Origin of the sequence: Streptomyces coelicoflavus (assembly GCF_045041415.1) — a bacterium.
GTDB lineage: Bacteria > Actinomycetota > Actinomycetes > Streptomycetales > Streptomycetaceae > Streptomyces > Streptomyces coelicoflavus.
Genome location: NZ_CP108218.1, coordinates 4,650,723 through 4,674,074, shown reverse-complemented (window position 1 = coordinate 4,674,074; position 23,352 = coordinate 4,650,723). Strand labels below are relative to the sequence as shown.

The 23,352-nt window shown below is 73.4% G+C and carries 23 protein-coding genes; 14 read left to right on the top strand and 9 right to left on the bottom strand.

All coding sequences use genetic code 11. The features are described from left to right. Window positions 1–24: 24 nt before the first annotated feature. The gene (locus tag OHA99_RS20835) at window positions 25–1,242 is read right to left on the bottom strand and encodes an extracellular solute-binding protein (protein ID WP_194280302.1); all 1,218 of its coding nucleotides are present in this window, start codon (window positions 1,240–1,242) and stop codon (window positions 25–27) included. Between the two features lie 156 nt (window positions 1,243–1,398). Between OHA99_RS20835 and OHA99_RS20830 the strand changes: the two genes are divergently transcribed. The 3 genes from OHA99_RS20830 (at window position 1,399) to OHA99_RS20820 (ending at window position 4,642) form a co-directional block, all read left to right on the top strand. Then, window positions 1,399–2,409: an ROK family protein gene (locus OHA99_RS20830; RefSeq protein WP_153179258.1), complete on the top strand. Its 1,011-nt coding sequence runs from the start codon at window positions 1,399–1,401 to the stop codon at window positions 2,407–2,409. Further along, window positions 2,409–3,554, top strand: coding sequence for an N-acetylglucosamine-6-phosphate deacetylase (gene nagA, locus OHA99_RS20825; protein WP_153179257.1), 1,146 nt, complete (start codon window positions 2,409–2,411; stop codon window positions 3,552–3,554). The genes OHA99_RS20830 and nagA overlap by 1 nt, the downstream gene beginning before the upstream one ends. A 155-nt stretch (window positions 3,555–3,709) precedes the next feature. Beyond that, window positions 3,710–4,642 (top strand): 1-phosphofructokinase family hexose kinase, encoded by a 933-nt coding sequence (locus OHA99_RS20820; protein ID WP_153181901.1) that lies wholly within the window; start codon window positions 3,710–3,712, stop codon window positions 4,640–4,642. A 41-nt stretch (window positions 4,643–4,683) separates the two neighbouring features. On the opposite strand, the gene OHA99_RS20815 is transcribed toward OHA99_RS20820, so the two are convergent. Both OHA99_RS20815 and cdgB read right to left on the bottom strand, forming a co-directional pair. Continuing rightward, window positions 4,684–5,673 (bottom strand): carbohydrate-binding protein, encoded by a 990-nt coding sequence (locus OHA99_RS20815; protein WP_153179256.1) that lies wholly within the window; start codon window positions 5,671–5,673, stop codon window positions 4,684–4,686. 121 nt (window positions 5,674–5,794) lie between these two features. Then, window positions 5,795–7,459, bottom strand: coding sequence for a diguanylate cyclase CdgB (gene cdgB / locus OHA99_RS20810; RefSeq protein ID WP_153179255.1), 1,665 nt, complete (start codon window positions 7,457–7,459; stop codon window positions 5,795–5,797). Window positions 7,460–7,793: 334 nt separating this feature from the next. Between cdgB and OHA99_RS20805 the strand changes: the two genes are divergently transcribed. Together OHA99_RS20805 and OHA99_RS20800 are read left to right on the top strand one after the other, a co-directional pair. Beyond that, window positions 7,794–8,384: a flavin reductase family protein gene (locus tag OHA99_RS20805; protein WP_153179254.1), complete on the top strand. Its 591-nt coding sequence runs from the start codon at window positions 7,794–7,796 to the stop codon at window positions 8,382–8,384. 48 nt (window positions 8,385–8,432) lie between these two features. Then, the gene (locus tag OHA99_RS20800) at window positions 8,433–8,915 is read left to right on the top strand and encodes a GNAT family N-acetyltransferase (protein ID WP_405697172.1); all 483 of its coding nucleotides are present in this window, start codon (window positions 8,433–8,435) and stop codon (window positions 8,913–8,915) included. Window positions 8,916–8,922: 7 nt separating this feature from the next. Here OHA99_RS20800 and arfB read toward each other — a convergent pair whose 3' ends face one another. Then, window positions 8,923–9,360: an alternative ribosome rescue aminoacyl-tRNA hydrolase ArfB gene (gene arfB / locus OHA99_RS20795; protein WP_007450813.1), complete on the bottom strand. Its 438-nt coding sequence runs from the start codon at window positions 9,358–9,360 to the stop codon at window positions 8,923–8,925. A 193-nt stretch (window positions 9,361–9,553) separates the two neighbouring features. On the opposite strand from arfB, the gene OHA99_RS20790 reads away from it, so the two are divergent. Further along, on the top strand, window positions 9,554–10,129 hold the full coding sequence (locus OHA99_RS20790; protein WP_007450822.1) for a TerD family protein: 576 nt from the start codon (window positions 9,554–9,556) through the stop codon (window positions 10,127–10,129). Between the two features lie 70 nt (window positions 10,130–10,199). Here the strand turns inward: OHA99_RS20790 and OHA99_RS20785 are convergent, their stop codons facing one another. Beyond that, on the bottom strand, window positions 10,200–10,853 hold the full coding sequence (locus tag OHA99_RS20785) for a response regulator transcription factor (protein WP_153179252.1): 654 nt from the start codon (window positions 10,851–10,853) through the stop codon (window positions 10,200–10,202). After that, window positions 10,850–12,094: a sensor histidine kinase gene (locus OHA99_RS20780; protein ID WP_405697168.1), complete on the bottom strand. Its 1,245-nt coding sequence runs from the start codon at window positions 12,092–12,094 to the stop codon at window positions 10,850–10,852. The genes OHA99_RS20785 and OHA99_RS20780 overlap by 4 nt, the downstream gene beginning before the upstream one ends. Before the next feature lie 252 nt (window positions 12,095–12,346). Here OHA99_RS20780 and OHA99_RS20775 point away from each other — a divergent pair, with 252 nt between their 5' ends. Next, complete coding sequence (locus tag OHA99_RS20775; RefSeq protein WP_153179250.1) at window positions 12,347–12,916, top strand: heme-binding protein; 570 nt, start codon at window positions 12,347–12,349, stop codon at window positions 12,914–12,916. Between the two features lie 115 nt (window positions 12,917–13,031). Next, entirely contained in the window at window positions 13,032–14,447 is a 1,416-nt protein-coding gene (locus OHA99_RS20770) for a M1 family metallopeptidase (protein ID WP_405697165.1), read from the top strand. A gap of 43 nt (window positions 14,448–14,490) precedes the next feature. Here the strand turns inward: OHA99_RS20770 and OHA99_RS20765 are convergent, their stop codons facing one another. Further along, window positions 14,491–15,555 (bottom strand): NAD(P)-dependent alcohol dehydrogenase, encoded by a 1,065-nt coding sequence (locus tag OHA99_RS20765; protein WP_164384257.1) that lies wholly within the window; start codon window positions 15,553–15,555, stop codon window positions 14,491–14,493. A gap of 108 nt (window positions 15,556–15,663) precedes the next feature. Here OHA99_RS20765 and OHA99_RS20760 point away from each other — a divergent pair, with 108 nt between their 5' ends. Then, entirely contained in the window at window positions 15,664–16,275 is a 612-nt protein-coding gene (locus OHA99_RS20760; RefSeq protein ID WP_153179247.1) for a TetR family transcriptional regulator, read from the top strand. Between the two features lie 3 nt (window positions 16,276–16,278). Here OHA99_RS20760 and OHA99_RS20755 read toward each other — a convergent pair whose 3' ends face one another. Then, complete coding sequence (locus OHA99_RS20755) at window positions 16,279–18,036, bottom strand: protein kinase domain-containing protein (protein ID WP_405697161.1); 1,758 nt, start codon at window positions 18,034–18,036, stop codon at window positions 16,279–16,281. A 274-nt stretch (window positions 18,037–18,310) separates the two neighbouring features. Between OHA99_RS20755 and OHA99_RS20750 the strand changes: the two genes are divergently transcribed. Genes OHA99_RS20750 through OHA99_RS20740 form a run of 3 tightly spaced genes read left to right on the top strand, consistent with a single transcriptional unit; the run spans window position 18,311 to window position 20,157 of the window. Beyond that, the gene (locus OHA99_RS20750; RefSeq protein WP_153179245.1) at window positions 18,311–18,811 is read left to right on the top strand and encodes a hypothetical protein; all 501 of its coding nucleotides are present in this window, start codon (window positions 18,311–18,313) and stop codon (window positions 18,809–18,811) included. 48 nt (window positions 18,812–18,859) lie between these two features. Further along, the gene (locus OHA99_RS20745) at window positions 18,860–19,396 is read left to right on the top strand and encodes a hypothetical protein (protein ID WP_164384253.1); all 537 of its coding nucleotides are present in this window, start codon (window positions 18,860–18,862) and stop codon (window positions 19,394–19,396) included. A gap of 2 nt (window positions 19,397–19,398) precedes the next feature. Next, on the top strand, window positions 19,399–20,157 hold the full coding sequence (locus OHA99_RS20740) for a hypothetical protein (protein WP_405697159.1): 759 nt from the start codon (window positions 19,399–19,401) through the stop codon (window positions 20,155–20,157). A gap of 27 nt (window positions 20,158–20,184) precedes the next feature. On the opposite strand, the gene OHA99_RS20735 is transcribed toward OHA99_RS20740, so the two are convergent. Next, window positions 20,185–20,925 carry a pentapeptide repeat-containing protein gene (locus OHA99_RS20735; RefSeq protein ID WP_405697157.1) on the bottom strand — a complete coding sequence of 247 codons (741 nt, stop codon included), beginning with the start codon at window positions 20,923–20,925 and terminating at the stop codon, window positions 20,185–20,187. A gap of 164 nt (window positions 20,926–21,089) precedes the next feature. Here OHA99_RS20735 and OHA99_RS20730 point away from each other — a divergent pair, with 164 nt between their 5' ends. Together OHA99_RS20730 and OHA99_RS20725 are read left to right on the top strand one after the other, a co-directional pair. Beyond that, complete coding sequence (locus OHA99_RS20730; RefSeq protein WP_153179241.1) at window positions 21,090–22,250, top strand: NAD(P)-binding protein; 1,161 nt, start codon at window positions 21,090–21,092, stop codon at window positions 22,248–22,250. Window positions 22,251–22,319: 69 nt separating this feature from the next. Continuing rightward, the gene (locus tag OHA99_RS20725; protein ID WP_405697154.1) at window positions 22,320–23,300 is read left to right on the top strand and encodes a zinc-binding dehydrogenase; all 981 of its coding nucleotides are present in this window, start codon (window positions 22,320–22,322) and stop codon (window positions 23,298–23,300) included. Window positions 23,301–23,352: the final 52 nt, after the last annotated feature.

Sequence of the window (23,352 nt, the reverse complement as noted above, 5' to 3'; positions counted from 1 at the left end):
CGCCCGCCACCGACAACGCGGCCGCTACTCCGCGCTGCCGGCCCGCATCGCGGTCGCCTGGATCTCGCCGAGGACCTCCCCGGGGCTGCCGCCGGGGGCGACCGCCTCGCCGATGTGCTTCTTGACGTCCGCGCTGACCGAGGCCCAGGAGGTCTTGCCGACCGGGTACAGCTGGGAGAGCAGCAGTTCGTCCAGGAACGGCTTGAGCTTCTTGTCCTCCGGCGCGGTGCTCATGGTCTGCGAGGCGGAGGTGGTCACGGGCAGCAGACCGTACTCGCGGGAGAAGTCGAGGACGTTCTCCTCGCTGTAGACGAAGTCGAGGAAGTCGCCGATCTCCTCCTGGTGGCCGTTCTTCTTGAAGGCCGTCATCCAGTCGGAGACACCGAGGGTGTTCCTGCTCTCGCCGTCAGCGCCGGGGGTGGTCACCATGCCGTACTTGACGCCCTTGTCGGAGGCCATTTTCATCAGCGAGGGGTGCCCGTTGAGCATGCCGACGTCCCCGTTGGCGAAGGCGTCGAAGGCGGCGGCGCGGTTGAGCTTGCCGGGGGCGACGGGGCCGGTGAGGCCCTTGCCGACCAGCTCGTCGCGCAGCCAGGTGAAGGTGGCGACGTTCTGCGGGGAGTCGACGGAGTAGGTGCCGACGTCGTCGGTGTAGCCGCCCCCGCCGCTGAGCATCCACTGCATCGTCTCGGCCGGGGCCTCCTCGGGGCCCAGCGGCAGGGCGTACGGGTACTTCACGCCCTTGTCCTCGAGCGCCTCGGCGGCCTCGGCGAGGTCGTCCCAGGACTTGGGCGGGGTGACGCCGGCCTCGCTGAAGAGGGTCTTGTTGTAGAAGAGCACCCGGGTGGAGGCCGCGAAGGGCAGCCCGTACTGCACGCCGTTGACCTGGCCGGCGCCGGCCAGCTGGGAGACGAAGTCGGCCTGGACCGGGATGGAGAGCACGTCGTCGGCCCGGTAGAGCAGGTCCTTGTCGGCGTAGTCGGAGTAGGCGCCGATCTGGGCCATGTCGGGCGCCTTGCCCGCCTCGACCATCTCGCGGACCTTGCGGTCGACGTCGTTCCACGAGTAGACGGTGACGTCCACGTGCACGTCGGGGTTCTTGGCCTCGTAGGACTTGACCAGCTCGTCCCAGTACTTCTGGGAGCTGTTCTCCTTGCTGTCGCCGTAGTCGGCGGCGACGAGCCTCAGGGTCACCCCGTCGGAGTCGCCGGTCAGCCCGCAGCCGCCGAGGACCGCCGTCATGCCCAGTGCGGACACCACCGCGATCGTTCCTGTCCTACGCCGCTGCACCCTGTTCCCCAACCCTGACTGCTCGTTCGTGCGTTCGCTTAGCAGATTAAGGTCTACACCACCGCAGTGGACTAGACCTCTCCCGGGTGTACGGGCCACACTGTCCCCGTGAGACATGTCATCGCCCTCGATGTGGGCGGCACCGGGATGAAGGCCGCCCTGGCGGGGCCTGGGGGCGAGCTGCTGCACCAGGCGCGCCGGGCCACCGGCCGTGAGCGGGGACCCGAGGCGGTCGTGGCGGGCATCCTGGACTTCGCCGCCGAACTGCGGGCCTACGGCGCGGACCGGTTCGGCGAGCCGGCCAGTGCCGCCGGCGTCGCCGTCCCCGGCATCGTCGACGCCGAGCGGGGCGTCGCCGTGTACGCGGCCAACCTCGGCTGGCGCGACGTCCCGCTGCGGGCGCTGCTCGGCGAGCGGCTCGGCGGTATTCCGGTCGCCCTCGGGCACGACGTGCGCACCGGCGGGCTCGCCGAGGGCCGGATCGGTGCCGGGCAGGGCGCCGACCGGTTCCTGTTCGTGCCGCTGGGCACCGGCATCGCGGGCGCCATCGGCATCGACGGCCGGGTCGAGGCCGGCGCGCACGGCTTCGCGGGCGAGATCGGCCACGTCGTCGTACGCCCCGGCGGCATCGCCTGTCCGTGCGGGCAGCGCGGCTGCCTGGAGCGGTTCGCGTCCGCGTCGGCGGTCAGCCAGGCGTGGGCCCAGGCCTGCGGCGACCCCGGGGCGGACGCGGCCGACTGCGCCAAGGCCGTCGAGTCGGGGGACGCCCGCGCGCTCGCCGTGTGGCAGGACGCCGTGGACGCGCTCGCCGACGGGCTGGTCACCGCGCTCACCCTGCTGGACCCGCGTGTCCTGATCATCGGTGGCGGCCTCGCCGAGGCGGGGGAAACCTTGTTCACACCGCTGCGGGACGCGGTCCGGCGCCGCGTCACCTTCCAGAAACTGCCGGAGATCGTCCCCGCCGCACTCGGGGACACCGCCGGCTGCCTGGGTGCCGGGCTGATGGCCTGGGACCTGCTCGACACCGCTGCTCCGCCCGCACCGCCCGCACCGCCCGCTTCGACTCCCACAGCTTCCACGGCTGTCACGGCCGCGACTCCCCCGGAGGTAACCACCTGATGGCCCCAAGCAAGGTTCTCGCCGGTGCCCGGGTGGTACTGCCCACCGGGACCGTGGACGACGGCCGCGTGATCGTCGACGGCACGCGGATCGCGGACACGGCTCCCCCGCAGGCCGAGACCGTCGACCTGTCGGGCCACTGGGTGGTCCCCGGCTTCGTCGACCTCCACAACCACGGCGGCGGCGGCGCCTCCTTCGCCGGCGGCACGGCCGAGCAGGTCCTGACCGGCGTCGAGACCCACCGCCGGCACGGCACCACCACGGTGGTCGCCTCCGCCGTCACCGGTGACCTGGACTTCCTCGCCCGGCACGCCGGGATGCTCGCCGAGCTGGCGCAGCAGGGCGACATCGTTGGCATCCACTTCGAGGGGCCGTTCATCTCGCCCTGCCGCAAGGGCGCCCACGACGAGCAGCTGCTGCGCGACCCGGACCCGGCCGAGGTGCGCAAGCTGGTCGACGCGGCGCACGGCCACGCGAAGATGATGACGCTGGCGACCGAGCTGCCGGGCGGCCTGGACTCCGTACGGCTGCTGGTCGAGCACGGCGTGATCGCGGCCGTCGGGCACACCGACGCGACCTACGAGCAGACCGTGCGGGCCATCGACGCGGGCGCCACCGTCGCCACGCACCTCTTCAACGCGATGCCCCCGGTCGGTCACCGCGCCCCGGGCCCCATCACGGCACTGCTCGAGGACGAGCGGATCACCGTCGAGCTGATCAACGACGGCACGCATCTGCACCCGGCGGCGCTCCAGCTGGCCTTCCACCACGCGGGCGCGGCCCGGGTCGCCTTCATCACCGACGCGATGGACGCGGCCGGCTTCGGCGACGGCCGCTACCGGCTCGGCCCGCTGGACGTCGAGGTCACCGACGGCGTGGCCCGGCTGGTGGAGGGCGGCTCGATCGCGGGCTCCACGCTCACCCTGGACCGCGCGTTCAAGCGGGCGGTGACCATCGACCGGCTGCCCGTGGAGGACGTCGTCGCGGCGATCTCCGCCAACCCGGCACGGCTCCTCGGCCTGGACGACCGCGTCGGCTCCCTGGAACCGGGCAAGGACGCCGACCTGGTGGTCCTGGACGACGCCTTCGACCTGGTCGGCGTCATGCGCCGGGGCGAATGGGTGGTCGATCCCCAACTGGGCTGATCCGTACCCGAGTCCGCTCCGGGGCCGCTCCGGGGCCGGCCGCCACCGGTCGGACCCGGGGACTGGGCCGACCGCCCGCCGTTTGGCATGATCGTGTCGTGGAGCACAGCCCCACGGGCACACCCAGCCGCACACGATCGGGGGAGGTCGGCACGGTGATCCTCACCGTCACTCTCAACACCGCGCTCGACATCACCTACCGCGTCCAGGGCCTCAGGCCCCACGCCTCCCACCGGGTGACCGAGGTGACCGAGCGGCCCGGCGGCAAGGGGCTGAACGTGGCCCGCGTCCTCGCGGCCCTCGGGCACGAGGTGACGGTCACCGGTTTCGCGGGCGGCACCACCGGCGGCGTCGTGCGCGAGCGGCTGACCGGCGTGCCCGGGGTGACCGACGCGCTCGTGCCGGTCGCGGGGGCGACGCGGCGCACCGTCGCCGTCGTCGACGAGCGCACCGGCGACACCACCCAGCTCAACGAGCCGGGACCGGCCGTGGCGCCCGCCGAGTGGAACGCCTTCCAGGAGGCGTACGAGGACCTGCTGACCGGCGCCGCCGCGGTGGCCCTGTGCGGCAGCCTGCCGCCGGGCGTGCCGGTGGGCGCGTACGCCGGTCTGGTGCGGGCCGCGCGCGCCGCGGGCGTGCCGGTGCTGCTCGACACCAGCGGGGAGCCGCTGCGGCGGGGTCTCGCCGCCCGCCCGGACCTGATCAAGCCGAACGCCGACGAGCTGGCCGAGCTGACCGGCTCGCACGAGCCGCAGCGGGCCGCGCAGGCCGCCCGGCGCCGCGGTGCCCGCTCGGTGGTCGCCTCGCTGGGCGCCGAGGGGCTGCTCGCGGTGACCCCGGAGGGCCGCTGGCGGGCCGCACCGCCGGCCCACGTCCACGGCAACCCGACCGGCGCGGGCGACTCCGCGGTGGCGGGCCTGCTCTCCGGCCTGGTGGAGCACCTGCCCTGGCCGGACCGGCTGACCCGCGCGGTCGCCCTGTCGGCGGCGACGGTGCTGGCGCCGGTGGCGGGCGAGTTCGACCGGGCGGCGTACGAGGAACTGCTCGGACGCGGGGTCGCGGTGACGGCGGAGGCGGGCGCGGCCTGAACCCGGCCGGGTGCGCAGCAGGGTCCGCCGCAGGGGCGGACCTAGTCCTTGACCTGGCCCTTCTTCAGGGAGAACTGGTCCAGCAGGACATTGCACTTGTCGCCGTCGGCGCAGGAGAGCGTGATGGTGTTGGTGCCCTTGTTGAGGGTGGGCCAGGCGTAGGTCTTGGTCCAGCCCTTGGCGAAGTCGCCGTCCTCGGCGTGGGCGAAGTTGCCCAGGTTCAGCTTGCTGCCGAACTCCTTGCCGTTGACCGTGAGGGTCATCGACTGGTCCTCGCCGGCCGCGCTGTACGTGGTGAAGAGGGTGTAGAGGCCGTCCTTGGGGATGCCGTCCACCGTCCAGGTGACCGAGGAGCCCGGCTGGTTGAGGTTGGCCACGTAGACGCCGCCGTCCGACTCGGCGCCCTCCACGTCCGACGCGAGGGAGGCCGAGCCGCCCAGCCGCATCGCCTTCGCGTCGACGGAGGGCAGCTCGACGTCCTGCTCCTCGCCGTCGTCGCTCGCCGACGGGCTGGGCTCGCTGCTCTGGGACTGGGTGGGGGTGGTGTCACCGCCCGCCTCGTTGCCGCCCTTGTCGTCGTCGGAGCCGCTGCTCGTCATGGCCACGGCGATGCCGATGACCACGGCGGCGACGACCGCCACCGCGCCGATCAGCAGACCCTTGGTGTTCGGGCCGCGGCGCCCGCCGCCCCCGCCGTGTCCCGACGGCTGCTGCGGGCCCCCGGGACCGCCCCCGCCGGGGAAGGTCTCCGGCGCCGCGTAGTGCGCGTTCGGCTGTCCGTACGCCCCCTGCGGCTGGCCGTAGGCACCCTGCTGGGGCGGGGCGGCCTGGCCGTGGGCGGCGGTCGGCGCGCCCTGGCCCTGGGGTGCGCCGTACTGCCGCGTGCCGACGGGACGCACCCGGTTGACGGAGTTCGGGTAGCCGTAGCCACCGGACGGCGGCTGGGCCCCGTTGGCCTGCCCGTCGGCGTAGAGGTAGCCGAAGGGGTCGTCGTCCTCGGGCGTGCTCGCGCCGTTGTTGCCGGGCGTCATCCCTAGGTCTCCTAACCAGATGCGGTGCGTGGTGCGGTACGGGTGGGTGAGGAAGCGAGCCTACCCGCTCCCACTGACCCAAACGGGTGACTCAGACCGCATCAACGCGCTGACCTGGTGATCATCCGGCCCGGCGGTGCTGTTTGGGACGAGATCGTTTCTCGACGTACATCCGTTCGTCAGCCGACTTCAACACCTCGTCCGCCGTCATGCCGCAGTGGGCCCAGCCGATGCCGAAACTGGCGCCCACGCGGACGGCCCGGCCCTCGGCCCGGATCGGCTGGATGATCTCGCCCCGCAGCCGTACGGCGAGGTCCTGGGCGTCGGCCTTGCCGAGGCCGTTGGCGAGGATCACGAACTCGTCGCCGCCGAGCCGGGCCACGGTGTCGCCGTCGCGGACCCCGCCGCTGAGCCGCCGGGCCACCTCGATGAGCACGGCGTCGCCCGCGTTGTGCCCGAACCGGTCGTTGATCGACTTGAAGCCGTCCAGGTCGCAGAAGAGGACCGCGAGCCCCTTGGTGCCGTCGTCGCGCCCCTCCTCGGGGGCCACGGCGTGCACGTGGTGGTCGAAGGCGCCGTACGGCTCGGCGGCGGCGGAGAAGTCGAAGGTGTGGCCGCCGGAGTCGAACACGGCGGGGTGCCCGTAGGCGGCGTCCATGGCGTCGGCCACGGCCGCGTGCGCGGACTGCGGGCGCTGGCACAGCCGGGCGGCGAGCCGGGAGCGCAGCTCGGCGCTGTTGGGCAGGCCGGTGAGGGAGTCGTGGGAGGCACGGTGGGCGAGCTGGAGCTCGCGGCGCTTGCGTTCCTCTATGTCCTCGACGTGGGTCAGCAGGAAGCGCGGCCCGTCGGCGGCGTCGGCGACGACGCTGTTGCGCAGCGAGACCCAGACGTAGGTGCCGTCGCGGCGGCCCAGGCGCAGCTCGGCCCGGCCGCCCTCGGCGGAGGTGCGCAACAGGGTGCCGATGTCCTCGGGGTGCACGAGGTCGGAGAAGGCGTAGCGGCGCATCGAGGAGGCGCGGCGGCCGAGCAGGCGGCACAGGGCGTCGTTGGTGCGCAGGATGCGGCCGTGCTGGTCGCCGCCCATCTCGGCGATGGCCATGCCGGAGGGGGCGTACTCGAAGGCCTGCCGGAAGCTCTCCTCGCTGGCCCTGAGCGCCTGCTGGTCGCGCTCGAGGCGGACCAGGGCGCGCTGCATGTTGGAGCGGAGCCGGGCGTTGCTGATCGCGATGGCGGCCTGGAACGCGTACATCTGCAAAGCCTCGCGGCCCCAGGCGCCGGGACGGCGGCCGTTGCGCGGCCGGTCCACGGACAGGACGCCGATCAGCTCGCCGCTGTTGCCGCCGCCCTGCGGGCCGGGCGCGTACATCGGGGCGAAGAGCCGGTCCGAGGGGTGCCACTCGTCCTCGAAGCGGGGCGCGGGCCCGTCGGTGTACCACTGCGGGACGTCGTCGTCGTCGAGGACCCAGCCCTCGGTGTGGGGTATGAAGATCAGGTCGCCCCACTGCTCGCCCATGTTCAGGCGCCGGTCCCAGGACTCGCGGGAGCCCGAGCGGCCGGTGATGAGCGCCTCGGCGGCCTGGTTGCCGGCGAAGGCGGCGACGACGAGGTCGCCGTCGGGGCCGACCAGGTTGACGCACGCCAGTTCGTAGCCGAGGGCCTGGACGACGCCGTCGGCCACGGCCTGGAGGGTGTCGGCAAGGCTGCGGGCCTTGTTCATGTCGGCCATGGCCTGGTGCAGCTGCCGCAGGGACGCAAGGCGGACATAGGGTTCCGAGTCGGTTTCCATGCTCGCCCTCCCCCCGAGACCTCGCAGTGAATCAAGGGTTCTCTTCGGCGCCTTTACTGAGGGTGCCCCGGATCGTGCTCTTGCAGGTTCCCCGCCACTGAATCACAGCGCGCTCCCCACTCGGTACACAGGGTCAACAATTACCGCCCCTTGTGACTCAAGTCACAGCAAAACCTGAACAATTGAGTGGGGATTCAGCGGTTTCTGCGGGTTCCCTGTGCCTTTACCGAACGCAAATTTTGTGGGTATGCGCACGACTCCTCCCATGGTCCTAGGTCCCGGTTCCGACCGGGGCCCGATGCGGGGCCGACGCACCGGACATTAGCGTGACGGGGTGCCGAACACTCGATCCCTCACCACCCCCGCGCCCTCGTTCCCGTCGCCCGCCTCCGGGCATTCTGAGGGGGTGAGCAACGAGGAGTTCCGTGCCGCCATGTCCCGGCTGGCCTCGGGCGTGGTCCTGGTGACCGCGCAGGAGCCGCCGCTGGATCCCGACGACCCGCTGGCTCCGCGCGGCGAGGACGTCGGCATGACGGCCACCGCGTTCATGTCGGTGTCCCTGGACCCGCCGCTGGTCCTGGTCAGCCTGCGCGAGGGCTCCCGCATGGACGACCTGCTGGACGAGCAGCCCCTGTGGGCGGTCTCCGTCCTCTCCGAGAGCCAGCGGCACATCGCGGGCCGCTTCGCGATGAAGGGCCGCGTCAGCGACCGCCTCCTGTTCGCGGACATCCCGTACGTACGGGGCGAGGCGAGCGGGGCGCCGCTGGCGGGCGGCGCCCTGGCGACCCTGGAGTGCCGCACCGAACAGCGGGTGCCGGCCGGCGACCACACCCTCGTGATCGGGCGGGTCCTCACCGCCTCGCTGCCGAGCGCCGACGGGGGGCCGCTGACGTACTTCCGGGGGCGCTACCGGCAGCTCGGCTGAGCGGGGAATTCGCTCGCCCGTGTCCCGCGCCCCACCTAGGGTGCGCGCATGACGACCAGCGCCAACCTCCGCCTGGAGGAGATCACCCCGGCGACCATCGAGGCCGCCCTCGCGATACGGGTGCGGCCCGAGCAGGAGTTCGCCGTCGACCCGGTGGTGAAGTCCCTCGCCGAGGCGTACGTCCACGGTGAGAAGGCCTGGCCGCGCCTGATCCTCGACGGCGACCGTCCGGTCGGCTTCCTCATGGGGTTCTTCGGCGTCGACTGGTACGACGACGGCAGCGCACTGCGCTCCGGCCTGTGGCGTCTGAACATCGCCGCCGGGGAACAGGGCCGGGGACACGGCCGCTTCGCCGTGGAGTCGGTGGCCACCGAGGTCCGGCGCCGCGGCGGCACGGAGTGCTTCGTCACCTGGCACCCCGGCGAGCACGGTCCCGAGAACTTCTACCTGGGCCTCGGCTTCCGGCCCAACGGGGAGAAGGCCGAGGAGGAGACGGTCGGCGTGCTGGCGCTGGACCGGCCGGGCCGCTGACCGGGCTTCAGTCCCAGTTCTTCGGGGAGCGTCCCCGCTTGGTCTGGGAGCGCTCCTTCTTCTCCCGCAGCCGGCGTTCGTTGATCCCGCGCGGGATGCGGGTCGGCCTGCGGGGGCGGGGCGGGGGTGCGGTGGCCTCGGCGAGGAGCGCGGCGAGGCGCACGGCGGCGGTCTCGCGGTTGCGCCACTGGGAGCGGTGCTCGGAGGCGCGGACGGTGACGACCCCGCCGGACAGCCGCCCGGCGAGCCGCTCGAGCGCCCGCTGCTTCCACACCTCGGGCAGGGCCTCGGTCCGCGCCAGGTCGAAGCGCAGTTCCACCGCCGTGTCCGTGGTGTTGACGTGCTGTCCGCCGGGTCCCGAGGAGCGCGAGAAACGCCAGACGAGCTCGGCCTCGGGCAGGGAGACGGAGCCGCGGATGACATGGGGACCGGACATGCCCTCCATGTTCCCGCCCCCGGGCGGCGCACGTCACCCGAATATCCCGGGCGCGTTCCCCCGCCCCCGGCCTTCCTCCCCCGGCCTTCCGACCTCGGTAAAGAAAGTAAAGAGAGGCGGAACCTTGTGGACCCCTCTCGTCGTTCATGGTGGTAGCTGTAGCTTTCTTGCCGTACGTAAACGAGGGAAGGGACTCCCAACAATGGCTGTAAGCCTGTCCAAGGGTGGCAACGTCTCGCTCACCAAGGAGGCTCCGGGCCTGACCGAAGTCACCGTGGGGCTCGGCTGGGACGTCCGCACCACCACCGGCACCGACTTCGACCTCGACGCCTCCGCGATCGCGGTCAACACGCAGGGCAAGGTCTACTCCGACGCCCACTTCGTGTTCTTCAACAACAAGCAGACGCCGGACAACACGATCGTCCACACCGGCGACAACCGCACCGGCGAGGGCGCCGGCGACGACGAGGCGATCAACGTCAACCTGGCGGGGCTGCCGGCCGACATCGAGAAGATCGTCTTCCCGGTCTCGATCTACGACGCGGAGAACCGCTCGCAGAACTTCGGCCAGGTCCGCAACGCCTACATCCGCATCCTCAACCAGGCCGGCGGCGCCGAGATCGCCCGCTACGACCTGTCCGAGGACGCGGCCACCGAGACCGCCATGGTCTTCGGCGAGCTGTACCGCAACGGCGCCGAGTGGAAGTTCCGCGCCGTCGGCCAGGGCTACGCCTCGGGCCTGGTGGGCATCGCCCAGGACTTCGGCGTGAACGTCTGACGTTCACCCGCTCGTTCGTTCCGTACGCAGGCCCCCCGGACGTCCGGCCGGGGGGCCTGCGTGCGTCCCGTCACGGCAGCAGGCGCTGCTCCTTGGCCACCGCGACCGCTCCGGTGCGGGTGTCGACGCCGAGCTTGTCGTAGATGCGGCGCAGGTGGGTCTTCACCGTGGCCTCGCTGATGAACAGGGCGCGAGCGATCTCCCGGTTGCCGAGGCCGGTGGCGAGCTGGGCCAGGATGTCGCGTTCGCGGTCGGTGAGGGCGGGCCGCGGTCTGCGCAGGCCGGCCATGACCCGGCCGGCGACCGGCCCGGACAGTGCCGCGCGGCCCCGGGCGGCGGCGTGGATGGCCGCGAACAGCTCCTCGGGGCGTTCGGCCTTCAGCAGGTAGCCGGTCGCGCCCGCCTCGATGGCGCGGGTGATGTCGGCGTCGGTGTCGTAGGTGGTCAGCACGAGGACGTGCGGTGTCCGGCCGGTGCCCGTGGTGAGGCGGCGGGTGGTCTCCACGCCGTCGATGCCGGCGCCGAGCTGAAGGTCCATCAGTACGACGTCCGGCGCCAGCCGTGCGGCGAGCGCGAGCGCCTCCTCGCCGGTGCCCGCCTCGCCGGCCACCTCGATGCCGGGGGCGCTGTCGAGCAGGGCGAGCAGCCCGGCGCGTACGACGACGTGGTCGTCGCAGACCAGGATGCGGACGGGGTCGGGTCCGCCGTCTGCCGGGTGGGTCATCGCGGTGCCTCCATCGGGCCGGCCGGGTCGGTTCGGGGCGGGTCCAGGGGCACGGCGGCGGACAGGGCGGTGCCCTCGCCGGGCGCGGACTCGACGGTCAGGGTGCCGCCGAGGCCGCGCAACCGGGCGCGCATGGCGGGCAGTCCGTGTCCACGCACCCCGGTACCGGCGCCGGACGGCTCCGCCGGGTCGAAGCCGTGCCCGTCGTCGGTGACGTCCAGGACGACCTCGTCGTCGAGGAGGGTGAGGCTGAGCACGGCGCTGGACGCGCCCGCGTGCTCCCGGACGTTGGCCAGGGCGCCCTGGGCGACGCGCAGCAGCGCCGACTGGACGCGGTCGGGCAGCGCCGGGGCGCGGGCACCGTCGTCGACGTGGACGCGCACGGTGAGGTGGTCGCCGGACTCCCGTGCGGCCAGTGTCCGCAGCGCCGCCGCCAGACCGCCGCCGCGCGCCAGGTCGGCCGGGGCCAGGTCGTGGACGAAGCGGCGGGCCTCGGCCAGGTTGTGCTCGGCGACGGAGGCGGCGCCGCGGACGTGGGTGCGGGCCTTGTCCTGGTCCGACTCCCAGACCCGCTCGGCGGCCTGGAGCAGCATCCGCTGGCTGGACAGGCCCTGGGCGAGGCTGTCGTGAATCTCCATGGACAGCCGCTCGCGTTCGGCGAGGGTGCCCGCGCGGCGCTCGGAGGCGGCGAGTTCGCGGCGGGTGCGGATCAGGTCGTCGATCAGGGCCCGCTGCCGGGCCGCCTGCCGTTCGGTGTGCAGGAACACGGCGGCGGCGATGGCGGCGACGGCGGGCGGGGCGAGCAGCAGGTTCGGGTCGAAGCCTCCCGCGAGCCGCAGCTGCGCGGCGACGACGAACACCGTCAGGACGGTGACCAGGACGAGCGCCGCCCGGGCCGGCAGGGTGCGCAGGCCGGTGTAGAAGAGGGGCACCGCACACCAGGCGAAGCTGGGTGCGAGGACGACCAGCACCATCCACACCACGACCACCAGGCCCAGCCGGACCAGGCGCCGCCGGGCCTGTGGCGCCCCGGGGCCCGGCGGCTCGGGGCCGCTCAGGACGGGCCCGAGCAGGTGGAGCACCGCGAGGGTGAGGGACAGGGCGAAGATCCACGGGGTGCGGGGCTCGCCGGGGTGGCGCAGCAGGAAGCGGGCGAGGGCGCCGCCGAGCAGCAGGAAGAACGCCGCGTGCATGACGGCACCGAGCCACCGGGCGTCCGGGTGGTCGTACGGTTTCTGCATCCGGCACCCGCCTCCTTGTGCCCGTCTCTCCTGCCGTCGCTGTTCCACAACGTGCCGCAGAAGACCGCTGAGCTGCGTGAACACTCCCATGGTGCCCTGTTCGGACGCCTCGCGGGTCAACCGATCGGACGACCCCGCCGTCGTCCGTTCCGCCGCCCACGAGCAGCCGGAACGGCGACCCCGCGCCCCCGGTGCCGGCCGGAGAGTGGAGAACACGAACCCGACCACTCCCACCCGGAGGAGCAGCCCACCATGAAGAAGACCCTCTCCCGTCGTGCCCGCGTCGCCACCGGCGGTGCCGTGCTCGCCGCCGTCGCCGCCGGCACCTTCGGCACGGTGGCCGCGAACGCCTCCGCCCCCGAGAGCGCCCGGGACGCCGCGGTGTCCGCCGCCCCCGCCGCGGCGGCCGGCAAGCGCGACACCACCACCTCGACGCACCTGACGATCGACGCCGCCGGCGAGGCCGCGCGGGCCGCGCTGAAGGCCGCCGAGAAGGAGGGCCGGCGGATCACGGTCGCGGTCGTCGACCGCAACGGCAACACGATCCTCACCATGCGCGGCGACGGCGCCGGCCCGCAGTCCTACGAGTCGGCCGAGAAGAAGGCCTACACGGCCGTCTCCTGGAACGCGCCGACCAGCGAGCTGGAGGGCCGCCTGGAGAACGCCCCGAACCTCAAGGACATCCCGGGCACGCTGTTCCTGGGCGGCGGCGTCCCGGTCACCGCCGGCAAGGCGCCGATCGCCGGCATCGGCGTCGCGGGCGCACCGTCCGGCGCCCTGGACGAGAAGTTCGCCCAGGCCGGCGCGGCGGCACTGAACTAGGCTCGACCGGTCGGCGCCGGACCAGCGCCACCCGGCCCGCGCCCGGTCCCAACAGCCGGTCCCAACAGCCGCTCCCAGCGGGCGTTTCACGTGAAACACCCCATAGGATCACGAGGTGCGCACCCCCCGTCTGCTCCTCACCGCCGTCACCGCCCTCGCCCTCGCGGCCTGCAGTGGCGGCGGCGCGGTCGAGGGCACCCCCGGCGGCTCGGGGGTGCGCGACCCGTACTTCCCCAAGGCGGGCAACGGCGGCTACGACATCGGCCACTACGACCTGACCCTGGACTACGACCCCGATACGGACGCCGATGCCGGGCACCTCACCGGCACCGCGGTGATCACCGCCCGCGCGACCGAGGACCTGTCCGCCTTCAACCTGGACCTCAAGGGCCTGGACGTGGAGACGGTCGAGGTCGAGGGCCAGGACGCCCGCTTCAACCGGGCCGGGCAGGAACTGACCGTGCGTCCGGCCCACGAGCTGAACGACGGCGAGACGTTCCGCGTGACCGTCCGGTACTCCGGCGAGCCGCAGACCGTCACCGACCCCGACGACTCGGAGGAGGGCTGGCTGCCCACGGCCGACGGCGCGGTCGGGCTGGGTGAGCCGACGGGCTCGATGGCCTGGTTCCCCGGCAGCCACCACCCCTCCGACAAGGCCACGTACGACCTCGCGATGACCGTGCCGGAGGGTCTTGGTGTGGTCTCCAACGGCGAGTTGCGCGACGAGCGGACCCGGGACGGCCGTACGACGTTCACCTGGCACACCGCCGAGCCGATGGCGAGCCATGTCGTCACGGTCGCCGTGGGCGAGTGGGAGACCGCCCGGTCCACCACGGACGACGGCCTGGCCGTCTACACGGCGGTCGACCCGACGCAGGCCGACGCGAGCCGGAAGGTCCTGAAGCGGATCCCCGAGATCGTGGACTGGGGACAGGAGAACTTCGGGCCCTACCCCTTCTCCTCCACCGGCGCGATCGTCGACCGGGACGAGGACGCCGGGTACGCCCTGGAGACCCAGAACCGGCCCTACTTCCCCGGCGCCCCCGACACCGTCCTGCTCGTCCACGAACTCGCCCACCAGTGGTACGGGAACTCCGTCAGCCCGAAGACCTGGCGGGACATGTGGCTCAACGAGGGCTTCGCCACCTACGCGGAGTGGCTGTGGGAGGAGGACCACGGCGGCGACTCCGCCCAGGAGACCTTCGACGCCCTGTACGACGGGACGTACTACGACGACGAGGACGCCAACGCCTCGGTCTGGGCGTTCCCGCCCGCGGACCCGCCGGACGCGGCGCACATCTCGGACAGCCCCGTCTACCAGCGGGGGGCGATGGTCCTCCACAAGATCCGCGAGACGGTCGGCGACGACGCCTTCCGGAAGCTGCTGAGCGGCTGGGCGGCCGCCCACCGCCACGGCAACGCGGACACCGGGGACTTCACGGCCTACGTGGAGAAGTCGGCGCCGGACGAGGACTTCACGGAGATCTGGACGGACTGGCTGCGCGGGGACGGCAGGCCGGACAGCCCCTGAGGCTCGCCCCTCGGCGGCGTGGAGCAGCAGGGCCGGGTGCCGGTCAGTCCAGGTCGGACAGGTCGAGGACGAAGCGGTGGCGGACGTCGCCGCGGGACAGGCGGTCGAGGGCCTCGTTCACGCGGGCGGAGGGGAGGAGTTCGATGTCGGCGGTGATGCCGTGCGCGGCGCAGAAGGCCAGCATCTCGGCGGTGCCCTTCCGGCCGCCGCTGCCCGCCGAGCTGAGCTTCTTGCGGCCGATGAGCAGGTCGAGGGTGTCCAGGGTGACGGGCCCGAGGTGCCCGAGGTGGCTGAGCGTGCCGTCCAGGGCGACGAGCCGGAGGTAGGCGCCGAGGTCGTGCGGGGCGGAGACGGTGTCGATGAGGATGTCGAACCGGTCGCGGGCGGCGGCCATCTGCTCCGGGTCCGTCGAGACGACGAGTCCGCGGGCGCCCAGACGGCGGGCGTCGTCGGCCTTGTCCGGCGACCGGGTGATCACCGTGGTGTCGGCGCCGAGCGCGACGGCGAACTTCACGGCGAGGTGCCCGAGGCCGCCGAGACCGGCCACGGCGACGCGGGTGCCGGGTCCGGCGCCGAGTGCGCGCAGGGGCTCCCAGACGGTGATCCCGGCGCACAGGAGCGGTGCCGCGGCCGCCGGGTCCAGGCCGGCGGGGAGGGCGTAAGCGAACCGTTCGCCGAGCACGTACTCGCGGCTGTAGCCGCCGAGGGTGGTCGATCCGTCGACGCGGTCGGTGCCGCCGTAGGTCAGGGTGGGAAAGGTGTGGCAGAAGTTCTCCTGGCCCCTCTCGCACATGGCGCAGGCGCCGCAGGAGTCGACGATGTTGCCGACGGCGACCGGGTCTCCGGCCCGGAAGCGGGTGACCCCGGCGCCGGTCCCGGTCACCACGCCCGTGAACTCGTGCCCCGGGACCAGGGGCGCCGCTCCTCCGTCGGCGGCGCGGGTCCGGACGGCGTGCAGGTCGGTGTGGCAGACGCCGCAGTAGTCGACCCGGACGGCGAGGTCGTCGGGGCGCAGGTCGCGCCGGTGCAGGGGGGTGCGTCGCAGCACCCGCGCGGTCGCGTCGCCGTCGTCCGGGGTCCGCGCCTCCCAGCCCACAGTGGTCCTCATGGCACTCACCAGCTCCTCAGACAGACTGTTCGGTCTATTGCAGCGTAGGCGCGCTCACGGCATCAGGCAAACCAACTGTTCTGTTTAGGCGTGCGATATCCTGCGGACATGCCCGACCGCACCTCTGGCCGCACTCCCGACCAGCCCCTGACCTCCCGCGGCGCCGCCACCCACCGGCGCATCCTGGACGTCGCGACCCGGGAGTTCGCCGAGCACGGGATCGCCGGGGCGCGCGTCGAGCGGATCGTGGCGGCCGCCCGCACCAACAAGGCGCAGCTCTACGGGTACTTCGGCAGCAAGGACGGGCTGTTCGACGCGATCTTCTTCGGCTCGCTGGACCGCATCGTGAACGTCGTGCCGATCGACGCCGACGACCTCGCGGACTGGGCCGTACGCCTCTACGACGAGTACCTGCGCCGCCCCGACCTCATCCGGCTGGCCACCTGGGCGCGGCTGGAGCGGCGCCCGGCGGGGCACCTGGTCGACGACGCCGACCGCCGCGACGACGCCAAGCTCCGCGCCATCGCCGAGGCCCAGGCGGCGGGCCGGGTGCGGCCGGGCGACCCGTTCGACGTGCTGGCCCTCGTCATCGCCATGTCCATGGCCTGGTCGCCGGTCAGCAACGTCTACGCGGCGACCGCCGAGGAGCCCGAGGACGTGCACGAACGCCGCCGCGCCCTGCTGCGCGACGCGGTCCGCCGGGCCACGACGGCGAACTGACTCTCAGCGGGCCCCGCCGGCGCGCTCCCTCTGGAGCCGGGTGAGCCGGGAGACGAAGAGCACGGCGAACACGGCGCTCACGACGGCGACGACGTCGCCGCCCAGGGCGTTGAGGACGGTCTCCCTGGCGTCCGCGGCGGTCTCCTCCTCGTCCCAGCTCCTGTAGGCGCTCAGCTCCGTCGCGAGGTGTGCCACCCAGAGCCACCACCAGGCGTGCATCAGCCACCGCCCGGCACCCGCCGGACGTCCGGTCGTCGCCGTCCAGATGTCGTTGGCGATCTGCTTGGGCAGGAAGAAGTTGACGACGGGGACGAACCAGGAACCCACCGCCAGGCCCGGCCTGTAGCGGATGCGGCCCGGCGCGAACGACTCGGCGTTCCGCCGCATCCGGCGGAACCAGCACACCCACACGGTCGCCGCCGCGAGCAGCACCAGCAGGCCCAGGCTCTCGGCCACGAGACCCGTCACCTGCAACGCCCTGAAGTCGTCGATGCCCCTGGGGGACGAGGAACCGGGCCGGCCGCCGAGCTCGCCGTAGACGGTCATGAGGACGGTGAAACCGAACAGCACCGGCACGACGAACACGATGAGCAGGACGTTCAGCGCCGTGGCCAGTCCCTGCGCCGGGCGGGCGGGCGGCGGGGCGTACGGCGACGGGGTGGCGGGCGCCGCCGCGGGGGCCGGGGTGGAGTACGGCGACGGCCGGGCGGCCCCGGGTCCCGCGTCGAGCGGCGAGCGGCCCTGCCACGGAGGCGTCGCCGGACCGTACGCGGCGGGCGGCGGTCCGAAACCCGCGGCGGGAGCCACACCGGGGGCCGCCCCGACCGGCACCCGGTCCTCCGGGTCCTCGCTGTCCAGGAGCTGCACGGCGTGCCGGCCCAGCTCCGCCAGCACCTCGCCGGGCAGCCACGCGCCGCCCGGGGCGCCGGCCCCGCCCGCCATGTCCTCGAGCGACGTCAACAGCTCCTCGGGGGTGGGGCGCTTCTCGGGCTCCTTCGCCAGGCAGGCCGAGACGACGCCCTGCCAGGCTTCGGGAACCCCGGTCAGGTCCGCCTCCTCGGTCGCGATGCGGAAGAGCAGCGAGTGCAACCCGCCCTCGTCGGTGCCGAAGGGCATCCGGCCCGTCGCCGCGTAGGCGAGCACGGCGCCGAGGCAGAAGACGTCACTCGCGTACGACACCTTCTCCCCGCGCACCTGCTCGGGGGACATGAAGCCTGGCGACCCCACGACGGCACCGGCCTTGGTGAGCCCCTCGCCGGACTGCGTGGAGGCGTCCAGGGCGCGGGCGATGCCGAAGTCGATGACGCGGGGGCCGTCGATCGTCACCAGGACGTTGGAGGGCTTGAGGTCACGGTGGACGAGGCCGGCGCCGTGGATCGCCCGAAGCGCCCTCGCCAGTCCCGCCGCCAGCACGCGCAGGGTGGGGGAGGGCAGCGGCCCGTACTGCCGGTCGACGACCTCGGCGAGCGAGGGCCCGGCGACGTACCCGGTGGCGACCCAGGGGGTGGCCGCCTCGGTGTCGGCGTCCAGCACCGGCGCGGTCCACTCACCGCCGACGCGCTGCGCCGCCTTCACCTCCTGCGCGAAGCGCCGCCGGAAGTCCGGCATGCGGGCCAGTTCCTCACGGACGGTCTTGACGGCCACCGTCCGGCCCCGGTCGGAGCGCGCCAGATACACCCGGCCCATGCCGCCCTCACCGAGCCTGCCGAGCAACCGGTAGCTGCCGATCCGTTCGGGATCGTCCGGAATCAACCCGTCCATGCTTGCTTCCTCTCCCCCGACGACACCTTGCACGCCGGGATTGGGGACGAGGATAGAGACAGGGGCGGCGGGTGGAAAAACCGGTACTCCAGGCACAGTTGAGCCCTTCACCGCCCGGGCCGGACCGCCGCCCACGGCGGCGGCAGCGGGCCCGCTGCGCGGTCGCCCGGGCGCCGGCGACGGAGCGCAGGGGCGCCGGGCGACCGGCCGGATCCGCGTCCGCGGCCGCGCACCCGTCCGTCCCGGCGCCGCTGTCCGTGACACCATCACCTGCGTGCTCGACATCGGCTACGCCCTCTCCACCCGCTTCCCGGACCCGCCGCAGACGGACTACCGGCGCGCGGACGTCCACGCCCTGCGGCACGACCTGTTCTGCGGGGACGTGTACCTCGCCGACACCAAGGCGGACCGGGAGCTGTCCACAGCCTGGGGATGGGTGCCGGTGCTCGACTTCGCGTGGGCGCTGTGCGACATCGTGGAGCACGTCGACCGGGACCCGGCGGGATCCCGCGCCGCCCGGCCGCAGCGGGCGGAGCTGGACTTCACCGAGTCCACCGACCGTCTGCTCTTCGAGCGCCGCTTCGGCTGGGTCGACATCGAGGCCGAATGGCTCCCGGCGACCGAACCCCCGCTGTCCTTCTCCCACACCGAACTGCGCCGCGAGGCCCGGGACTTCTTGCACGACCTGCTCGCCGACCTCACCGACCTGCACGAGGACCTGGCGGACAACCCGGCGATCTGGTCCCTCCAGGCCCGCTTCCCGCGTATGCCCTGAGCGTCCTGACGACCCGGCACGGGCCCCCTTCCGCCTAGGGTGTCGATCATGTTCAAGTCAGGGGTGGGGTTCCTCGCGTTGTTCGGGCTCGGCTGGTGGCTGCTGGCCACGAGTGCGTTCGACGGCACGGCGCGGCTGGTCGAGGTGGTGGCCGGCTGTGCCGTCACGGTGGGGCTGATGCTCGCCGCGCGCCGTTTTCTGCCCGCGTCGGCAGGGGGGCCGTTCCCCGCCGACCGGCGTCGCCGGTTCAATCAGATCAACGGTCTCCAGTGGCTGCTGATCGTCGTCATCGCCGTGGTGTGCGCTCGCGCCGGGTCGCCGGTACTCATTCCCGCGCTGGTCGCGATCGTCGTCGGGCTGCACTTCCTCCCGCTCGCGGCGGTGTTCGAGCAGCCCCGGCTGCGGGTGCCGGCGGCCCTGTTGGCCGTGGCCGGGGCGTCGGGCCTCGCCGTGTGGCTCACCGACGGCCCGGACGAGACCGTTCGCCTCGTGGTGGGCGCCGTCTCGGCGCTCTCCCTGTGGGGCATGGCGGTCTGGACGGTCGCGGGGGCGGCATCCACTGCGGGACAGGACATGAAGGAGTGAAAGTGTCGACGGTGACCTCGCGGCGGGCTCAGACGGCTTCGGATCTCCCGCCGTTCAAACCTCCCCTCGTCAAAGCGGTGTTCAGGGACGTGACCCCGCTGCACGTCTCCCGGACGGCCGCGTGGGCCGCCGCATCGGTGACGCGGACCGTGCTGCGGGAGATCATCGACGGCGCGAGGAGAGCGGCGGCGGAGGAGGGCCGGAAGAAGCTGATACCCGCGGACCTGGTCTCGGCGATCGACCGGAACGTCGAGGTCGAGGTGGGCGAGGAGTGGTACGACCACAGCCCGACGTTTCGAGGCCTGACCGGCGACCTGTACGACGCCGAGGGTGTCCTCGTGCCCTTGCGTGAACGCCGCGGGTCGCGCAAGCCGAGTGCCGTGGCCGGCGCCCACAGGTTCGAGGCCGGGGTCCGGAAGCTGCTGCGGGGCCGGGGAGTGACGGCCGTCCCGGTGATGGTCCGCGACCTGGACGGAATTGCCAGCTTCTTCCTGACGGGCCTCGCCCGGAACGCGGCCATGGTGGTCCGCGAGGGAGGGGTCAAACGCTTCGGATCGGTCACCTTGGGGACGGCGGAGGAAGTGGCCCCGCCTCCGTTCCCCAAGGATCTCGTCGGAGCCCTGTCCACCCGCAGTGGCGACAGGCGGACCATCGGCAGGGACGACATCCTGGCCGCCACCACGATGCCGCTGTTCGGCGACATCAGGCAGCGCGCCCTCACCGAAGCACGCGCGGTGACACGGGACGCTTCGGCCGGCTGACCGTGCCGACCGGCGGGGGGCGGGTACCTACCCGTCCCCCACCACCCGCACCCCCAGCTCCGCCGCCAGCACCGGTGCGAGATCGAGGAGCTGGGCGGGGCTGATCACCGCGCCCGAGAGGCGGTCCACCCCGCGCGACAGCTCCAGCGGGGTGGCGCCGCGCAGGTCGACGTCGGTGAGGGTGGCGGCGCTGAGGTCCGCCTGCTTCAGGGCGCAGTCCACGAACTCGACCCGCTCCAGGCGGGCGCCCCCGAAGTCCGGCTCGACCAGGACGCAGCTCTCGAAGACGACGTCCTTGAGGCGGGCCCGGCGCAGATTGAGATAGTCGATCTTGCCGCCGCGGATCAGGACCCGTTCCAGCACGGCACCGTGCAGCTGGGTGCCGCCGAGGCGGGCGTCGAGCAGCTCCACGTCGCGCAGGGTCGCCTCCGCGAGGTTCGTGCCGACGCCCCGGACGCTGGTGAGGCGGGTGTCGAGCAGCCGGGCGGCGCGCAGCGACGCCTCGTCCAACGCGCAGCCGGTCAGCGCGCAGTCCATGAAGCGGGCGCCCGCGCCGTCCTGGCCGGTGAGGTCCGCCTCCCGGAAGTCCAGCGCGTCGTAGTCCCCGTCCGGCTCGAGGCCGTCGTCGTCCTCGTACGGCGTGAGCGGCGGCAGGCGCAGCTCCGGGCGTCTCGCCCCCCGCACGGTCGTCGTGCCGCGCCCGCCCGCCGCTCCCGCCGCTCCCGTCCTACCCGTCGTACCCGTCGTCCGCGCCGTTCTCCTCGCCATGGGCCCATGCTGCACCCCGCCACTGACAACCGCCTCCGACCTGCGAATATCCCGATTCTTCCGGCCGGATGTCACATCCGGCGCCCCCTCGGCCGTCGTACGGGCAGACAGGCGCCGTGCCAGGCGACCCGACCGCGCCCCCGAACCGAGGGAGAACCCGAGCCATGCATCGCATCACCGTCATCGGCGGCGGCTTCGCCGGACTGACCGCGGCCATCACCGCCGCCGAGGCGGGCGCCAAGGTCACCGTCCACGAGGCCCACCACACGCTCGGCGGGCGGGCCCGGACGGCCGACGGACCCTACCGGACCAATGACGGCCCGCACGCCCTCTACAACGGCGGCCCGCACTGGGCCTGGCTGCGCCGGCGCGACCTGATCGGTCCGCTCGCGCCGATCCCGCCGCTGGAGGCGGCCCGGCTGCGGCTGCGGCACAAGGGGGCGCTGCGCCGCACCCCGCCGTTCGCGATGCTGAAACTGCTGCGGCGCGGGGTCGGACCGGCGCCGGTCGACACCGACTTCCTGACCTGGGCGACCGGCATCGCCGGTGAGGAGGGCGCCCGCGCCGCCGCCCACTACTGCGCGGTCGCCCTCTTCCACCACGATCCGGGGTCGCTGTCCGCCGCCTTCGTGCAGGAGCGGCTGCGGCGGGCCGCCAAGCTGCCGCCCGAGGCGCACTACCCGCGCGGCGGCTGGGGCGGGGTCGTGGACCGGATGGCCGCCCTGGCCTGGAACCTCGGGGTCCGGGTGGAGACGCTCTCCCGCGTGGACACACTGCCCACCGACACCCCCGTCATCGTCGCCACCTCCCTCGACGCGGCCCGCCGGCTGCTGGACGACCCCGCGCTGACCTGGCCGAGCGGTCGTACCACCCTGGTCGACCTGGCGGTACGGACCCGGCGCGGCGACGCCTTCGCCGTCTCCGACCTGGACGCGCCGGGCTGGATCGAGCGGTTCACCGCGCAGGACCGCACGCTCGCGCCGGCGGGCGAGCAGCTGGTCCAGGGGCAGATCCCCCTCGCACCGCACGAGTCGAAGGCGGACGGCACCGCACGGGCCGAGCAGCTGCTCGACCTCGGCTTCCCCGGCTGGCGCGAGCGGCTGACCTGGCGGCGCGAGGCGGTCGCGAACGGCCGTACCGGCGCCGTCGACCTGCCCGGCAGCACGTGGCGCGACCGGCCGGCCGTGGACCGGGGCGACGGCGTCTACCTCGCCGGTGACCAGGTCGCCTCGCCGGGGCTGCTCTCCGAGGTCTCCTTCAACAGCGCGCTGACGGCGGTCTCCCTCGCCCTCGGGCGGCGCGAGCTCGACCTCAAGCGTGCTTGACCTCAAGCGTGCTTGAGGTCGTTGAGTGGGGGCCGCAACAGCTCCGCTCCTCACCCTGGGGGTTCCGCCATGCACGCCATCCGACTGCACGCCTTCGGCCCGGCCGGAAACCTCGTCCTGGACGAGGTCGAGGACCCGGCGCCGGGCCCGGGCCAGGTCCGGGTCGCCGTCCGCGCGGCGGGCGTCCACCTCCTGGACACCTCCCTGCGCGAGGGCATCCAGGGCCCGACGCCCGCGCTTCCCGAACTGCCCACGATCCCCGGCCGCGAGGTCGCCGGCGTCGTCGACGCCCTCGGGGAGGGCACTCCGGAGCGCTGGCTGGGCCGGCGCGTCGTCGCCCACCTCGGCTTCGCCCCCGGCGGTTACGCCGAACTCGCGGTCACCGACGTCGCCCGCCTGCACGAGATCCCCGCGAACCTGGACTTCGCCGAGGCCGTCGCCATGATCGGCACGGGGCGTACGACGATGGGGATCCTTCAGTTCGCGGGCCTCGGTCTCGGTTCCGTTGCCGTGGTCACGGCCGCCGCGGGCGGCATCGGCACGCTCCTGGTGCAGTACGCGAGGAACGCCGGCGCCACCGTGGTCGGCCTCGCGGGCGGTCCGGAGAAGACCGCGCTGGTCGCCGCGAACGGCGCCGATCTCGCCGTCGACTACCGGGATCCCGGGTGGCCGGCGAAGGTCCGCGCCCACCTGGGGGGCAGGGCCGCCACCGTCGTCTTCGACGGCGTCGGCGGGGACGCCGCGCGCGAGGCCGTCGCCCTGCTCGGGCCGGGCGGCCGGCACCTGGTCTTCGGCTGGTCGGCCAAGGGCCCGCACGACCGGGACCCCTACTTCGTCGAGGGAGTCTCCAGGCGGGTGCTGGGCCCGGTGATGATGGAGAGGGCCGGCGGCGCCAATCCCGCCCGCACCCTCGAACTGCGGGCCCTCGCCGAGGCCGCCGAGGGCCGGCTCGTCCCGGCCGTGCGACGCTTCCGGCTCGCCGACGCCGCCGCCGCGCACCGCGCCCTGGAGAACCGGGGAACGACCGGCAAGGTGGTCCTCGAACCGTGACCGGCGGCCGGCGTGCCGATCCGCGCCACGGCTCGGGCAACGGGATGCGCCC

Bases quoted from the DNA above. Each gene is read 5' to 3' on its own strand.
- OHA99_RS20815 (WP_153179256.1), bottom strand. From the start codon at position 5,673: ATGACGCCCGGCAACAACGGCGCGAGCACGCCCGAGGACGACGACCCC.
- OHA99_RS20760 (WP_153179247.1), top strand. From the start codon at position 15,664: ATGCCCGACCGCACCTCTGGCCGCACTCCCGACCAGCCCCTGACCTCC.
- OHA99_RS20755 (WP_405697161.1), bottom strand. From the start codon at position 18,036: ATGGACGGGTTGATTCCGGACGATCCCGAACGGATCGGCAGCTACCGG.
- OHA99_RS20790 (WP_007450822.1), top strand. From the start codon at position 9,554: ATGGCTGTAAGCCTGTCCAAGGGTGGCAACGTCTCGCTCACCAAGGAG.
- OHA99_RS20735 (WP_405697157.1), bottom strand. From the start codon at position 20,925: ATGGCGAGGAGAACGGCGCGGACGACGGGTACGACGGGTAGGACGGGA.
- OHA99_RS20785 (WP_153179252.1), bottom strand. From the start codon at position 10,853: ATGACCCACCCGGCAGACGGCGGACCCGACCCCGTCCGCATCCTGGTC.
- OHA99_RS20765 (WP_164384257.1), bottom strand. From the start codon at position 15,555: ATGAGGACCACTGTGGGCTGGGAGGCGCGGACCCCGGACGACGGCGAC.
- OHA99_RS20775 (WP_153179250.1), top strand. From the start codon at position 12,347: ATGAAGAAGACCCTCTCCCGTCGTGCCCGCGTCGCCACCGGCGGTGCC.
- OHA99_RS20835 (WP_194280302.1), bottom strand. From the start codon at position 1,242: ATGACGGCGGTCCTCGGCGGCTGCGGGCTGACCGGCGACTCCGACGGG.
- OHA99_RS20745 (WP_164384253.1), top strand. From the start codon at position 18,860: ATGTTCAAGTCAGGGGTGGGGTTCCTCGCGTTGTTCGGGCTCGGCTGG.
- OHA99_RS20800 (WP_405697172.1), top strand. From the start codon at position 8,433: ATGACGACCAGCGCCAACCTCCGCCTGGAGGAGATCACCCCGGCGACC.
- OHA99_RS20725 (WP_405697154.1), top strand. From the start codon at position 22,320: ATGCACGCCATCCGACTGCACGCCTTCGGCCCGGCCGGAAACCTCGTC.
- arfB (WP_007450813.1), bottom strand. From the start codon at position 9,360: ATGGAGGGCATGTCCGGTCCCCATGTCATCCGCGGCTCCGTCTCCCTG.
- OHA99_RS20730 (WP_153179241.1), top strand. From the start codon at position 21,090: ATGCATCGCATCACCGTCATCGGCGGCGGCTTCGCCGGACTGACCGCG.
- nagA (WP_153179257.1), top strand. From the start codon at position 2,409: ATGGCCCCAAGCAAGGTTCTCGCCGGTGCCCGGGTGGTACTGCCCACC.
- OHA99_RS20780 (WP_405697168.1), bottom strand. From the start codon at position 12,094: ATGCAGAAACCGTACGACCACCCGGACGCCCGGTGGCTCGGTGCCGTC.
- cdgB (WP_153179255.1), bottom strand. From the start codon at position 7,459: ATGGAAACCGACTCGGAACCCTATGTCCGCCTTGCGTCCCTGCGGCAG.